Raw genomic sequence first — 15,070 nt, 5'->3', positions numbered from 1 at the left:
TTAATGTTCCTCGAAGTTACGTTGATGCAACTGGAAGTACGCGCCTTTTTGCGCTATGAGTTCCTGATGAGTTCCTTGTTCTAAAATACGCCCCTGATCCATCACCACAATACGGTCAGCATTTTCAATGGTAGATAAACGGTGTGCAATGACAATGGTGGTACGGTCTTGCATGGCCGCATCAAATGCACGTTGAATAAAGTATTCAGATTCATTGTCTAAAGCACTGGTGGCTTCATCTAAAATTAAAATCGGTGCATTTTTCAAGATTGCACGTGCAATGGCAATACGCTGTCGCTGACCACCCGACAAATTCAAACCTTGCGCACCTAATGCTGTGTCGTAGCCTTGCGGTAAAGCCATAATAAAGTCATGTGCATAAGCCGCTTTGGCTGCAGCAATCACTGCTTCATCACTCGCACCTTCAAGCTGACCATAGGCAATATTTTCACGCACTGTACGGTTAAACAATACCACTTGCTGATTGACCATAGCAATTTGTGAACGCAGGCTATTCAGCTCAATGTCACGAATATCATGCTGATCAAACAAAATTTGCCCTGAAGATACTTCCTGAAAACGTACCAACAGATTGACCAATGAGGTTTTACCCGCACCTGAACGACCGACCAAAGCCACTGTCTCGCCTGCTTTGACATCTAGATTGAAATCATGAATGGCATGGTGTCCATCGGAATACACCAAATTCACATTTTTAAATTGCAAATTGCCTTTTAGGTCTGGTGTAAGCGTCCCGTGATTGTCTTCTTCAGGCATATCGAGCAATTCAAAAACCGAATGCGCTGCTGCCAAACCGCGTTGTAATTTTTCATTAATATCGGTAAGGGCTTTAATTGGTTTGCTCAACATACCTGCGGCAGTAATGTAGGCTACAAACTCGCCTGCTGAAATATCACGTAGAATTTCTGGGCGTAAGGCAATCCAGATAATAATTGCCAAAGCAATGGACATAATGAACTGCACCACAGGGCTGTTCAATTGCTGCACTGCCACCATCTTTAAACCACGACGCAGGTTTTCTAAAGAGTTTTCTTTAAATCGGCTTTGTTCATAGGTCTGACCACCAAAACCTTTGACGACCAAATTACCATTCACCGTTTCTTGCACCACGTGGTTTACATCCCCCATGGTGTCTTGTACTTGAATAGATAAACGACGCATGCGTTTTGCAGCTTTACGAATCAGCAAGCCAATTAATGGGCCAAATACCAAAATACAGAGGGTCAAACGCCAGTTGGTATACAGCAAATAGCCGAGCAAGCCGAGTGTAATCAAACCCTGTTGTACCAATGTACGCAGCGATTCTGTAGATGCAGCGGTCAACTGCTCTACGTTATACATAATTTTGGCAGTAATGTGCCCACTGGTATTATCTAAGTAATACTGTGCAGGTAAACGCAGCAATTTAGCAAAGACTTCCTGACGGATATTGAATACCAAATTACGTGAAATCACTGCGGTATAGTAACCGCCAATAAAAGTTCCCAAACCACGGAAAAACATCAGTGCAATGACTAATAGCGGAAATAGTGTGGTGAAAGATTGGTCACGCTCCTGAATGGCATTAATAATTTTTTCCAAGAGTTTTGCCACAGATACTTCTGTGGCTGCATTAATGGCGAAACCGATAATCACCAAGATTGCCAAGCCCCAAAATGGGAGCAAATATCTCAGAAGACGGCGATAGACCTGTAAATCCTTCTTCACTAATAACCTCGAGTTGGGACTTTCGTACTGATATTGATGTTGACGAAACCAAGTTGTCCTGCGACATCCATCACTCGAATCACATCTTGATGAGTGGCTTTGGCATCTGCAGCAATGATAAACATTAAATCACGTCGATCTTGAGAAATTTGTTTAATTGCTGTGCTTAAATCTGCCACTTCCTTAGTCGAAAGTGCCTGACCATTGACAGAATAATGCCCTGAAGAATCTACCACGACTTCAATTTTATGTTCATAAGATTTTGGTGGTACGCCTTGCGCATCTGGCAAAGTTAAATTCATACGGCTAAACTGGTTAAATGTGGTCGAAAGCAATAAAAACACCAAGATAAACAATAAACAGTCAATCATTGGTGTCAAGTTAATATGAATATCTTCGACTTGCGAGCGTTTGAATTTCATATCTTCACCCTAGCTAACTTTCTTCACATCTTGCGCATTCAACTCAGGTTCAGCCTGAGTAAGTGTTTTTTGATGAAAAAGTCCCGCATGAAATAGGGTCGATTGCTGCTCTAATTCCGCAACATATTCTTGCACCAAACGCTGAAAATAACGATAGGCAAATAACGCAGGAATTGCAATTAACATCCCCGCCGCTGTAGTAATCAAAGCTTTAGAAATCCCTGGAATCATGAGTGTGGGATTGCTTGCGCCTACATCAATCACTAAAAATGATTCAATAATTCCAAGCACTGTACCTAACAAACCTAATAATGGCGCAACAGCACTAAGCGTCCCTAAAAAATTAATATTTTTTTCTAAATAACCAATTTCTTGTGATGCAGTCGCTTCCATTTGTGCACGTGCATATTGTTCTGATTGTTGTTGGTTACGTGCGCCAGCAGTAAAAATACGACCTAGGGTACTGTTTTTTAAGCTTTCACTTTGGTTCAACTGTTGCAACACTGTAGACAAACTCTGTCCACGGTTTAATAACAGTGCATTTGGTAACACGCCAGCACGCTTTAAACGCATAAAACGCTCAATGGTAATTGCAACGGTAAATACCGAGCACAATACCAACGGCAGCATCAGCCAGCCACCTGCTTTTACCAATTCCCACATTCGCTTTTCCCCAATAAAATACGAATTAAAATTAATCGGACAGGCAAATATTTAAAATACCATCCAGCTCTTCCAGAGAGTGATAACTGATGGTCAATTTGCCCTTACCTTGCTTGTTATAATCAATTTTAACATCTGCACTAAAACGCTCAGAAAGACGTTGCGTGAGTTGTTGAATATCAGGCGCAATAGCCGTTTTCGGCTTTTCTTGTTTTGGCGCATTAAAGTCACGTACCAACTGTTCGGTTTGACGTACCGATAAATTCTTTTCAATTACATGCTGCGCGACTTTGAGCTGATCTTTAGCTTTCAAAGTTAAAATAGCACGTGCATGACCCATATCTAGCAAGCCTTGCTGCATCAACTCTTTAACAGGCTCAGCCAAAGTGAGTAAACGCAATAAATTACTGACCGTGGTACGTGCTTTACCTACTGTTTCGGCAATTTCTTGATGACTCAAGCCAAACTCATCGTGAAAGCGTTGCAGCGCCATTGCCTGATCAATCGGATTAAGATCTTGGCGCTGAATGTTTTCAATTAATGCCAAAGCAATCGCGACCTGATCGGTCAAATCACGCACAATTGCTGGAATTTCAGTTAAACCAGCCAACTGTGCAGCACGCCAGCGACGTTCACCTGCAATAATTTCATAAGGATGTAGTTCGTCATCAATAGGACGAATCACAATTGGCTGCATTACACCATGTTTTTCAATAGATGCCGCCAGTTCCTGCAAATCTTGTTCTTGAATAAAACGACGCGGTTGATATTCACCACGTTTTAATAAATTGACATCAATTTGTTTGAGCTGACCATGATCTAAAGATTGCACTTCAAGTTGTAATTTTTCTTTCTGGATTGACCCCAATAAGGCATCCAAACCACGACCTTTGGCTAATCCGCGTTTTTTTGTGGTCATGCTTTACTTCCTTTTTTCACTTTGCTTTTTTTCAACATTTCAGCTGCTAAATTCAGGTAGGCAACTGCACCCTTCGAGCTTTTTTCAAAATAAATGACGGGTAAACCGTGTGCAGGTGCTTCTGCCAAGCGTACATTACGCGGAATCACGGTATCGTATAATTTTTTACCAAAATAGTGCGATAATTCTTCAGACACGTCACGGGTTAAGGCATTGCGCGCATCATACATGGTGCGTAATACACCAATAATTTCTAAATCAGGATTGAGTGCTTGTTGAATACGGTCAATGGTTTGCGTCAGGTCAGCCAAACCTTCAAGTGCATAATATTCGCACTGCATTGGAATGATTACACTTTGCACTGCTGCTAAAGCGTTTACTGTAATTAAGCTTAAACTTGGTGCACAGTCGACAATAATATAATCAAAGTCTTTGGCAACTTCTTGCAAGGCATTGCGCAAAATAAACTCACGCCCCTCTTGCTCAGCAATCACCAATTCAACCCCAGCCAAATCACGATTGGCACCCAAAACTTTATAACCAACTTCTGCCTTGCTAATTGCAGTTTCAATCGGCACTTCGCCCAACAATACATCGGTCACTGAATACAGCAAATCATTTTTTTGAATGCCTGAACCCATGGTGGCATTGCCTTGTGAGTCCATATCGACCAATAAAATGCGCTTTTTCAAAACAGCCAAAGATGCTGCCAAATTTACTGCGGTTGTGGTTTTTCCGACACCACCTTTTTGGTTCGCAATCGCAATAATTTGTGCCATGATCACCCCAGTCCTTTGAAAATTAGATACGTTTTAATAAAAGTAAATGACGTTGTTCGTCTAAGCGCGGAACTTTAAGCTCGATAATTTCACAGCTGAATTCATCTTTCAATGCCTCTACTTCATCGGCAGGAATCAAACCTTTCATAGATGCAATAATACTTTGCTCATGCATAAATGGTTTTGACGCGGCTACAAAGTCAGTTAAAGATGCAAAAGCACGACTGGTAATTACATCAAACTGACCTAACTCGCGGATGCTGTCTTCATTTTCAACACGGGTCTGAACTGCCACGACGTTTTTCAGTTTTAAATCGGCAATAAACTGTTTTAAGAAACGAATCTTTTTACCATTCGAGTCCAATAACACGCAATCGCGCTCAGGCTGACACAAGGCAATAATCATGCCCGGCATACCACCGCCAGTACCAATATCCAGTAAACGACCTGCAGGCAAATCTTTGAGGATGCTCAGACTATCTAGCAAATGCTTCACTAGCATTTCTTTCGGGTCACGAATTGCAGTGAGGTTGTACGCTTTGTTCCATAGCACCAAAGCATCTTGGTATTTGAGTAATAAATTTAAAGCCTCATCACTGAGCTCTAAACCTAAAGCCTGACTACCTTGCTTGAGTTCCTGAAAAAACGAATGCATCACAATTCACATCTCGAAAAAGTTAATGGAAGTATACCGATTTATAGTTGCAGTCATAGGGGCGAATGCTTAGTGAATATGCACTTAAGCGTACACACCCTGCTGAATTTGTTGATCTAGCGTATTTAATCGTTCAGGAGTGCCAACATCCACCCAAACACCCTGCAATTTCTGTGCAGAAATTTTTTCTTGCTGCATGGCTTGTTTGAGCAATGGCGCAAGCGGACGTTTGCCCGATTCCAAACCGTTAAACATTTGCGGATGCATCACCGCCACGCCACTATAAGTCAGATTTTCACCTGAGCGTGCTTGCTCAAAAGTATAGGCTTTGTTTGCAGCCAAAGTGAAATCACCTTGCGGATGCTGCACAGGGTTTTCCACCAAAACCAAATGTGCCAAGTCGTCTTGAAGCTGCACATTTAATAGTGGCGCAAAATCCATGGTGGTCCAAACATCGCCATTCACCAATATAAAAGGTTCATTGCCCAATAATGGCAACGCATTGATGATGCCACCTGCAGTTTCTAAGCCTTCGCCTTCATGCGACCACAAAATTTTCACACCAAATTGCGAACCATCACCCAAAGCATCTGCAAGTTTTTCACCCAACCATGCCGTATTGATGACAATTTCCTGCACACCCATCTTTTGTAATTTTTCGATGTGCCACACAATTAAAGGCTTACCACCGACTTCCAATAATGGCTTAGGTGTATGCAACGTTAAAGGACGCATACGATTACCCATGCCTGCAGCAAGAATCATGGCTTTCATTTAGGCAACCACCTCATACTGACCATATTTGGCTGTAAATTTTGGCATTACTGTCGTGTGAATAAAGTGCATAAATGGTTGTAATTCTGGATAAGGTTTACTTTCTTCAAGTAAATACCACATTACGCGCGGTAAATCCTTGAGATAACCCGATTTACCATCACGCTCAAATAAACGCACAAAAATACCTAAAATTTTGATATGACGCTGAATCGCCATCATATCGGCATCTTTTTTAAATTGTTCAAAATCACGGTCTTGCTTAGATGCTGCCGGCAACAAGTCATAAAACATTTTAAACCAGCGATACACACGCTCAGCATTCCACTGTACATAAGCATCACGCGTAATTGAAATCAGGTCATAGGTGTCTGCACCAATCACTGCATCCTGAAAATCGATTACACCTAGCTCGGTATCATCATTAATTTTCATTAAGTTACGACTATGAAAATCGCGATGCACAATCACTTGTGGCTGAGCCAAAGCGGCATTGGCCAAAATTGCAAATGTACGTTTAATTAATGCACTTTCTTCAGCCGTTGGCTGAATCTGTAAGGCAGGCAATAACCAATCGGTGAGTAACTCCATTTCACTGATGAGTTTGTCATAGGAATATTCAGGGAAATGTGCCGTACCATCAATATCTTGTAATTGAATTAACTGCTTAAAACACTGCGCATAGTAGTCATCTACAGTCTGATCATTCAGCAAGGTAGATAATAAGACATCACCAAAATCTTCAAGCAACAAAAAGCCTTGTGTCAGGTCTTTGGCTACAATTTTTGGCACGCGCACGCCATGGGCAGCAAAAAATTCATCAATCGTCACAAAAGGACCACAATCTTCTTTTTCTGGTGGTGCATCCATGAGCATAAATGTTTTATTATTCAACTTGATTCGTGCGTAACGACGAAAACTTGCATCGCCTGCTAAAAAATGAGTTTCAAATTGATCTGAACCAAGTACAGATGTTATCCATGTTTGTATCAATTGTTCGCGTTGTGTATTCATTTGCAATAAATTCTAATACAGGCTGAGTTTTTAAAGTGCTAAGTGTAGCTACTTCTGCGCTTTTTCTCTATGATGCGACAATAATTAATTGCGATTAAGCATTCTTGGTTGATGAGATAAATGAAGCATCAGTTTAAATTTAATCCTTTAGCGACTGCGGTCTTAACTCTGTTATGTGGTCACTCTGTTTCCAGCTATGCGCAGACCACAGATCAGACTTCATCTGTCACAAATCTCAATAACCAGCAGCTTAAACACACCATTCAGGAAGCTTATCCTGGGCAGCAGTTCTTTGAGCAATATTATGTTGATAAAGCTGCACCTGAAGCACAACAACAATTTGGGCACACTCAAAGTTCTGCCTATTGTGAAGGTGCATGGCTAACACCAATCAGCTCAAGCACCGTTGCCGTAGATGCTGCAGAAGCGACCTCTACCGTTACTGCCGATTATGGTCACTATGACCCAAATGGCGATTCCGTCTTGGAAGGCAATGTCCTGATTGACCAGCAAGGCCGTCAAATTCGCGCCGATAAAATTACCATTGATCAAACCCAAACCTTTGCCAAAGCCGAAGGTCGTGTACAAATGGCACAAGCTGGTTTACTTGCGCAAAGTGATGAAATTAACTACAACCTTAAAACTCAGCAAGGCGATTTAAATAACAGTTTTTATATTGCTGAAAAACAGCATGCGCATGGCATGGCAGAAAAAATTGCACGTACCTCAACCAATACCATGGTACTCAATAACGCCACCTACAGCACCTGCCCACCCGAGCAAGCGCCAACCTGGAAAATTCAAGCCAATGAAATTAAGCTGAATCAGGAAACGGGACGCGGTGAAACACGCGGCACCAAATTGTATGTGAAAAATGTACCAGTTTTAGCTGTACCCTACTTCAATTTCCCAATTGATGACCGCCGTACCACAGGTATTTTGACGCCTAGTTTTGGCTTTACCAATGATGGTGGTGTCGAGCTGTCTGTGCCTGTGTATTTAAACCTTGCACCGAATTTTGATGCAACCGTTAGCCCGCGTTATATTGCCGATCGTGGCGCGATGCTAGAAGGTGAATTCCGTTATTTAACTGAAAATTTTGGTTCAGGTAAAATTTGGGGCGGTTATTTAGCATCGGATGCCAAATATGTTGATCAAGACCGTAAAGATCTACATTTTTTACACGGCTGGCAAATTAACGAGCAATTTTCAACCAACCTAGAATATAACTATGCATCGGACAAAGACTACTTTGCCGATTTAAATAACAACCCGAACTCTAAAACCGACCTGAATTTACGTCGTGCTTGGGAGTTGAATTATCGTAACGGTATACCGGGTTTAAAAGCACAGCTCAAAGTTGAGGATTTCCAAACCCTGGATAAGACGATTCCATCTGTAGATCGCCCTTATGCACGCCTACCACAATTTTTATTGAACTATAAAACAGGTAATCCTCAAGGCTTCCAAGTCGAATTTAATAACGACACGGCTTACTTCCAAAAAGATCTAGCTGCGCAAGATGGGGAACCAAGTGGTACGCGTATTTATAATGACTTTGCAGTGCGTTACAACTACCGTAACCCGTGGTCATTTGTGATTCCAGAAGTATCGTTACGCAACATCAACACCTTCTATGATAAAGAAACTCTAAGTACAGACACGTATAAATCTTCAAGTAAAAGTGAGTCGGTTACTGTTCCGCAATTCACTTTAGACACAGGGATTACCTTTGAAAAAGATGGTCGCTTCTTGCAAACCATTACCCCGCGCGCGTTCTATGCCTATGCACCGTACCGCAATCAAAACGACCACCCAAACTTTGACTCTGCAACAGCTTCGATTAATTATGACCAGTTGTTCAGTCCAAACCGTTTCTATGGTCATGACCGTTTAGAAGACAACAACTTTTTGTCTTTGGGTTTAAACTATAGCCTATTTGATGAAATTGGTTTGGAACGCCTTAGAGCAGGAATTGGTCAAAGTTTTTACTTTGAAGATCGTCGTGTCACGCTGGATAATACCGAAGACGAATTTAATACGGAAAACCGTACTGGGCCAATTGTGAGCTTAACCAGTCAGCTAAGTCAAAACCTCAGTGTGGGTGCCAATGCTGCATGGATGTCAAATGGCGACAATGCACAGCGCAGTGTCAATATGCTTTACACGGGTGATCAAGGCAACTTATATAGCTTTGGTTATATTAACCGTCGTGTTATTCCAAACCGTCAAGATCATTATGATCAAGTTGTGGCATCGTTTATTCAGCCGATTCACAACAACTGGCGTATTTTAGGTCATGCGCAATACGACCTAGACCATAGCGTCGCCCGTGAATATTTGCTAGGGGTGAATTATGAATCTTGCTGTTGGGGCATTTCAGTCTATGGACGCTCTTACTATAACGACTTGGATGATGTGACGGATGCGGGCGTTAAACCCAAACGTGCCATTATGGCAGAGTTAAATTTAAAAGGTTTAGGCAGTTTCAATAATAAACTTGCATCTTTACTTGAAAACCGTATTTTAGGTTTTAATAAAATTAATCAATCTTGGACACAACGTTAATGAAAACAGAACAGTTAAAACGATTTTTAAAAGCATCAACCTTAGCACTTTGCATGACAGCAGCGCTGCCTGCATTTGCTGCGAATGATCAAATTGTGGCTGTAGTTGACAATAGTGTCATTTTAAAAAGTGATTTAGCGCAAAGCGTGGTTGAACTCAAACAACAACTTGAGATGCAAAAGCGCCCTGTTCCACCACAACACATTTTAGAACAACAAGCTTTAGAACAACTGATTGTACGCCAAGCGCAATTAGAGCAAGTCAAACGCTACAACATTAAAGCTGATGAAAAATCTTTAAATGAAGCAGTTTTAAAAGTTGCACAGAAAAATGGCGCAAACAGCCTAGAAACTTTTCAGCAAAAATTAGATAAATCTGCACCAGGCAGTTATGCGTTTTTACGTAACCGTATTGCTGAAGATTTGGCAATGAATCGCTTACGTCAGCAAGTCGTAATGTCACGTATTCAAATTAGCGACCAAGATGTTGATAATTTCCTGAAAACACCACAAGGTCAGGCTGCCTTAGGCAATCAAGTACATATTTTGCATGTGCGTGTTTCTGGAGCAGAAAATGCCGCACAAGTTGCGCAACAAGTCAAAGCTGAATTGGCGCAGAACAATGACATTCAAGCCATTAGTAAAAAATATACAGGCAATGGTGTAACCGTTCAGTCTGCAGACATGGGTTTACGTAACTTGACCGATATTCCCGCGGAACTTGCTGCACGTATTACGCCATTAGATGTGGGGCAAACCAGTGAACTGATTGAAGTCCGTGATGGTATTCATGTCGTAAAATTACTGGAGCGCAAAAGTACTGAGCAACGTGCACTAGTTCCACAATATCAAACTCGACATATCTTGATTCAGCCAAGTGAAGTCGTAAGCCCTGAAAATGCGAAACACATGATTGACAGTATTCACAACCGTTTAAAAGCGGGTGAAGACTTTGCAACCTTAGCAGCGACGTTCTCTAATGACGCTGGCTCTGCACGTGATGGCGGCAGTCTAGGCTGGGTGAATCCTGGCGTGATGGTGCCAGAATTTGAAAATCAAATGAAAAATACTGCAAAAGGTGAAATTAGCGCACCATTCCAAACCCAGTTTGGTTGGCATGTACTGCAAGTGACCGATACACGCCAGCAAGATATGACTCGTGAATACCAAGAACGTATGGCACGTCAAATACTAGGTGAACGCCAGTTTGATACTGAATTGGATAGCTGGTTACGTGAAACACGTAACAATGCTTTTGTAGAAATTAAAGACCCAAGCTTAGACCGCAAGAAAAACTAAGCTTAAGTTTTCTGCTATTTCCAAAATTAAAACCAGTGTAGCAACACTGGTTTTTTATGCTTTTTTACCATATGCACTTCATCTTAGCCACTACCAAAATACGACTTTGATAAAAAAACCATAGACATAAAAAAACCTCTCATTTCGAGAGGTTTTTTAAGAAGATCAATTAACGGTTGTTATCGTCTTCTGAAGATTCTTCAAATTTAGAATCGTTGTCAAAACCGCCAGTTGCTTGACCGCCACCGAAGCCACCTTGACCACCGAAGCCACCTTGACCACCGAAGCCGCCGCCTTGACCACCGAAACCACCGCCTTGACCACCAAAGCCACCTTGACTACCGAAACCGCCACCTTGACCACCAAAGCCACCACCTTGACCACCGAAGCCGCCTTGACCACCAAAGCCACCACCTTGACCACCGAAGCCACCGCCTTGACCGCCAAAGCCAGCGCCTTGACCACCAGCAGGTGCACCAGCAGGACGTGGATTACGTGCAGGAACAACTGTAGAAATTGCATGTTTGTAAACCATTTGGCTTACCGTATTTTTTAATAAAACAACATACTGGTCAAAAGATTCAATATGGCCTTGTAGCTTAATACCGTTCACAAGGAAGATAGAAACAGGAATACGTTCTTTACGGAGAGAATTCAAGAACGGATCTTGTAAAGTTTGACCTTTAGACATGTTATAACTCCAAAAATAATTAAAAATCAGCGCAAAAACTATCTCTATTTTTCAATTAAAAATTATAAAAAAGACAGTAGGTAAATTTTGCTTTATCCGTAACAGTTTCGCAAGTCTTCTTGAGCCTGCTTTATCGTAAAATATGTGTGAAATTTATGCGATTCTTGCAACGATCTGAGCCAAGTATATTGACGTTTCGCGAGTTGTCGTGTCGCGAATAGCGCCTTATCCTCCATTTCCTGCATTTTTTCGCGACTTTCATCACCGTTTTGCAAAAACTCTAAAGCTTGACGATAGCCAACTGAACGCATAGAGGGTAAATTAGCATCTAAATCGTAATTTTCAATAAGATGTCGCACCTCATTCAAAAAACCCATTTCCCACATAATCTCTAAGCGTTTTTGAATACGCTGATGTAATTCTACCCGATCAGGCATCAAGGCGTGGTTATGAAAAGTGTAACGATATGGTACATTTTTGGGTTGTTCCGCCTGAAGCTGGGTAATTGGCGTTCCTGTTAATTTATAAACTTCTAGTGCACGAATAATACGTTGTTTATCTGATACCTTAAATTTTTCACCCGCCAGTGCATCTACTGCACACAACTCTGCATAGACCGCTTCCCAACCTTCGCGTGCAGCTTTATCTTCAATTTCTGCACGGACGTCGTAATTGGCACTGGGTAAATTGGAAGATAGTCCTTCAAGCAAAGCTTTAAAATACAGCATGGTTCCACCCACTAAAATTGGGGTTTTGCCACGCGCGTGCATATCATCAATTAAGGCACAAGCATCTTCCACAAACTGTGCAGCAGAATAAACTTCAAGCGGGCTGATAATATCAATCAAATGGTGCGGATAACGCGCCTGTTCCGCTTTAGTTGGTTTGGCTGTACCAATATCCATATCTCGATAAACTAGCGCAGAATCGACTGAAATCAGCTCAAAATGCCCCATTTCATACAGCTCACATGCCAAAGCAGTTTTACCGCTTGCAGTTGGTCCCATTAAATTGATGACCGGCAATTGATTTGACATGTAACGCTACTCTCCTCGAGCAAAAAGTTTATCTAGTTGTGCCAATGGAAAGGCACGCCAAGTCGGGCGACCATGATTACATTGGCTAGCAAATTCGGTTTGTTCCATTTGACGCAATAAGGCATTCATTTCAGAAAGACTTAACATCCGATGTGCACGTACTGCACTATGACATGCCATTCCCGCCAAAATATGATCACGCTTTTGCAGTAACGCCTGCGCTTCATCATTTGGGTCTAAATCATCAAGTAATTCAGGAATTAATTCGGCAAAATCTGCCTTATGCAAAATCGCGGGCACACCGCGCACAATGACCTGTTCATCGCCATATTGGTCTATTTCCAAGCCCAGTCGTGCCAATTGTTCTTTTAAATCATCCACCCGCATGGCTTGCATGCGGCTAATGCTGATAACTTTGGGGATCAGCAATTGCTGCGAAGTCCAAAACTCAGGTTTATCCCAAGCGGCTTTCATCTGTTGCAACACAATTCGTTCATGGGCGGCATGCATATCTACAATAATCAAGCCTTCACTGTTTTGCGCCAGAATGTAAATACCATGCAATTGCGCAATTGCAATGCCGAGCGGATGCTCATCCACCGCAGGTGTTGTGTTTGTTTGCGTAAGATTGGCTGAGTCTTGATCTAGATCACGTAAAGGCGCGAGATAGCTTTTTAAAGCATTGTTGAGCTGTTGCGAACCTTGATAATTACTCTGCACAGGTCGGTTATATTGAACTGTCTGCGGCTGACTCTGATTAAAATCGGTAAGTAACTCACTTCCCGCTTGTGAAGCGGGCTGCATCGTGTACGCATCTACTGCATCGTCAGCGGAATTGTAAGGATTTGCCTCGGCATGTTTGTGCAGTAAAAATTGTTCCTGATAACGCGGTTGCACCACATAAGGCGCAGCTTGTTCGATAGGATCGGCTTTCATGGCTGTAGCTAAATCTGCAGTTGCAGTTTGAAATTGCGCTAAGGTTTCTTTGGCGTAATGTCTTACAAACTCATGAACTTCTCGCTGATTTAAAAAGCGAATTTCATGCTTGGTCGGATGCACATTGACATCAATATTTTCAGGTTCTACTTCTAAAAATAGCAAATATGCAGCATGTTGATGTCCATGCAAAATACCTTCGTATGCCATACGCAAAGCATGGGAGATGGTCTTGTCTTTTACAATACGTCCATTCACATACACATACTGTAAATCGGCTTGTGAACGTGCATCGGAAGGATGCCCCAACCAACCCGATAAGCGCATGGTGACACTATCAGCATCAATCCAATAGGCATTTTCGACAAAGTTTCGTCCTAAAAGTTGCTGCACGCGCTGAAAACGCAATTCGCCACTGTCTGCAATGGGTAAATTCAGTTTAATGCTGTCGTTGTGTTCCAAAACAAAACGAATATCAAAATGTGTCAGCGCCAAACGACGGACAATTTCTTCAATATGTCCAAATTCTGTACCTGCTTTTTTCAGGAACTTACGTCGTGCAGGCACATTAAAAAATAAATCCTGCACCCGAATATGTGTGCCTTTTTGTGCAGCAACGGCCTGAATATCTTGATGGTCAAAGGCAGTGCCATTGACTTCAACCTGATAACCAACACCATCTTCAGTTTGGCTGCTGACCAAAGTCAAACGCGATACTGCTGCAATTGATGCCAGTGCTTCACCACGAAAGCCTAAACTGACAATAGCATGTAAATCATCAGCCGTTTGAATTTTACTGGTCGCGTGACGAGTCACCGCCAAAGGCAAATCTTCAGCATGAATGCCACGACCATTATCAATAATTTCAATGAGTGTACTGCCGCCTTGTGCCACCCGAATAATTAGCTCGGTTGCACCTGCATCAATGGAGTTTTCTAGTAGTTCTTTGACCACAGAGGCAGGACGTTCAATCACCTCACCTGCAGCAATTTGGTTGGCTAAGGCAGGTTCAAGCGTGTGGATCCGACGTAGATTTAACACATCATTAGGCATGATTAAATTGTTGCTCCAAAGCTTGTTGTAATGCAACCGAAGACGAACTTAGCGTTGCAGTACGGCTTAATTCATCTTCCGATTTTTTAATTTCAATGATCAGGTCTGCGGGCGGAATTTCATCGCCACCTTTTGATGGCCATTCAAATAAAAACAAGGCATTTGGGGTTTCTAAATAATCACGAATGCCCATCAGCTCTAATTCATAAGGATCATTTAAACGATATAAATCAAAATGAAAAATATCTTGTCCTTGTATTTGATAAGGTTCCACCAAGGTGTAAGTCGGGCTTTTAACCGCGCCCTGATGCCCCAAATGCTGTAGAAAATAACGCGATAAAGTGGTTTTTCCTGCGCCTAAATCACCAATTAAATAAATCACACCCGACCGAAAATGCGTTGCCAAAACCTGCGCCAGATTTTGGGTATCTTGCTCATTATTTAAAGCCAAATTAAATGAATACTGCATAACGCTCACGACATGATTCAAAAGACCAATTATGATAGCATCGCACTGCTTTAAAGCCTATGTA

General features: G+C 42.0%; 14 protein-coding genes. 2 read left to right on the top strand and 12 right to left on the bottom strand.

Annotation, left to right across the window (positions count from 1 at the left end; genetic code table 11):
• The 8 genes from msbA to FTV28_RS08595 form a co-directional block, all read right to left on the bottom strand.
• A complete protein-coding gene (gene msbA, locus FTV28_RS08630) occupies window positions 1-1,728 on the bottom strand; it encodes a lipid A export permease/ATP-binding protein MsbA (protein WP_179990134.1) in 1,728 nt (575 codons plus the stop codon).
• The gene (locus FTV28_RS08625; RefSeq protein ID WP_004976812.1) at window positions 1,728-2,150 is read right to left on the bottom strand and encodes a biopolymer transporter ExbD; all 423 of its coding nucleotides are present in this window, start codon (window positions 2,148-2,150) and stop codon (window positions 1,728-1,730) included. Before FTV28_RS08625 ends, msbA begins: the two co-directional genes overlap by 1 nt.
• A gap of 9 nt (window positions 2,151-2,159) precedes the next feature.
• The gene (locus tag FTV28_RS08620; protein WP_168460246.1) at window positions 2,160-2,813 is read right to left on the bottom strand and encodes a MotA/TolQ/ExbB proton channel family protein; all 654 of its coding nucleotides are present in this window, start codon (window positions 2,811-2,813) and stop codon (window positions 2,160-2,162) included.
• 31 nt (window positions 2,814-2,844) lie between these two features.
• The gene (locus tag FTV28_RS08615) at window positions 2,845-3,732 is read right to left on the bottom strand and encodes a ParB/RepB/Spo0J family partition protein (RefSeq protein WP_131261484.1); all 888 of its coding nucleotides are present in this window, start codon (window positions 3,730-3,732) and stop codon (window positions 2,845-2,847) included.
• Window positions 3,729-4,511 carry a ParA family protein gene (locus FTV28_RS08610; protein WP_096901175.1) on the bottom strand — a complete coding sequence of 261 codons (783 nt, stop codon included), beginning with the start codon at window positions 4,509-4,511 and terminating at the stop codon, window positions 3,729-3,731. Before FTV28_RS08610 ends, FTV28_RS08615 begins: the two co-directional genes overlap by 4 nt.
• A gap of 22 nt (window positions 4,512-4,533) precedes the next feature.
• A complete protein-coding gene (gene rsmG / locus FTV28_RS08605) occupies window positions 4,534-5,166 on the bottom strand; it encodes a 16S rRNA (guanine(527)-N(7))-methyltransferase RsmG (RefSeq protein WP_131261485.1) in 633 nt (210 codons plus the stop codon).
• A gap of 84 nt (window positions 5,167-5,250) precedes the next feature.
• The gene (gene murU, locus FTV28_RS08600) at window positions 5,251-5,940 is read right to left on the bottom strand and encodes an N-acetylmuramate alpha-1-phosphate uridylyltransferase MurU (RefSeq protein ID WP_131261486.1); all 690 of its coding nucleotides are present in this window, start codon (window positions 5,938-5,940) and stop codon (window positions 5,251-5,253) included.
• The gene (locus tag FTV28_RS08595; RefSeq protein WP_131261487.1) at window positions 5,941-6,954 is read right to left on the bottom strand and encodes an aminoglycoside phosphotransferase family protein; all 1,014 of its coding nucleotides are present in this window, start codon (window positions 6,952-6,954) and stop codon (window positions 5,941-5,943) included.
• 120 nt (window positions 6,955-7,074) lie between these two features.
• On the opposite strand from FTV28_RS08595, the gene FTV28_RS08590 reads away from it, so the two are divergent.
• Together FTV28_RS08590 and FTV28_RS08585 are read left to right on the top strand one after the other, a co-directional pair.
• On the top strand, window positions 7,075-9,522 hold the full coding sequence (locus tag FTV28_RS08590) for an LPS-assembly protein LptD (protein ID WP_167845961.1): 2,448 nt from the start codon (window positions 7,075-7,077) through the stop codon (window positions 9,520-9,522).
• Window positions 9,522-10,820, top strand: a complete 1,299-nt coding sequence (locus FTV28_RS08585; RefSeq protein WP_179990132.1) for a peptidylprolyl isomerase — start codon at window positions 9,522-9,524, stop codon at window positions 10,818-10,820. Before FTV28_RS08590 ends, FTV28_RS08585 begins: the two co-directional genes overlap by 1 nt.
• A 169-nt stretch (window positions 10,821-10,989) precedes the next feature.
• Here the strand turns inward: FTV28_RS08585 and hfq are convergent, their stop codons facing one another.
• From hfq to tsaE, 4 genes are all read right to left on the bottom strand, one after another.
• Window positions 10,990-11,511: an RNA chaperone Hfq gene (gene hfq / locus FTV28_RS08580; protein WP_104851882.1), complete on the bottom strand. Its 522-nt coding sequence runs from the start codon at window positions 11,509-11,511 to the stop codon at window positions 10,990-10,992.
• A gap of 92 nt (window positions 11,512-11,603) precedes the next feature.
• Complete coding sequence (gene miaA, locus FTV28_RS08575) at window positions 11,604-12,548, bottom strand: tRNA (adenosine(37)-N6)-dimethylallyltransferase MiaA (protein ID WP_167845959.1); 945 nt, start codon at window positions 12,546-12,548, stop codon at window positions 11,604-11,606.
• 6 nt (window positions 12,549-12,554) lie between these two features.
• On the bottom strand, window positions 12,555-14,537 hold the full coding sequence (mutL, locus tag FTV28_RS08570; RefSeq protein ID WP_154320806.1) for a DNA mismatch repair endonuclease MutL: 1,983 nt from the start codon (window positions 14,535-14,537) through the stop codon (window positions 12,555-12,557).
• Window positions 14,530-15,006 carry a tRNA (adenosine(37)-N6)-threonylcarbamoyltransferase complex ATPase subunit type 1 TsaE gene (tsaE, locus tag FTV28_RS08565; RefSeq protein WP_096901184.1) on the bottom strand — a complete coding sequence of 159 codons (477 nt, stop codon included), beginning with the start codon at window positions 15,004-15,006 and terminating at the stop codon, window positions 14,530-14,532. Before tsaE ends, mutL begins: the two co-directional genes overlap by 8 nt.
• Between the last annotated feature and the right edge of the window lie 64 nt (window positions 15,007-15,070).

The organism is Acinetobacter sp. YH12252 (assembly GCF_013417365.1).
GTDB classification, from domain to species: domain Bacteria; phylum Pseudomonadota; class Gammaproteobacteria; order Pseudomonadales; family Moraxellaceae; genus Acinetobacter; species Acinetobacter towneri.
This window is presented reverse-complemented; position numbering and strand designations above follow the sequence as displayed.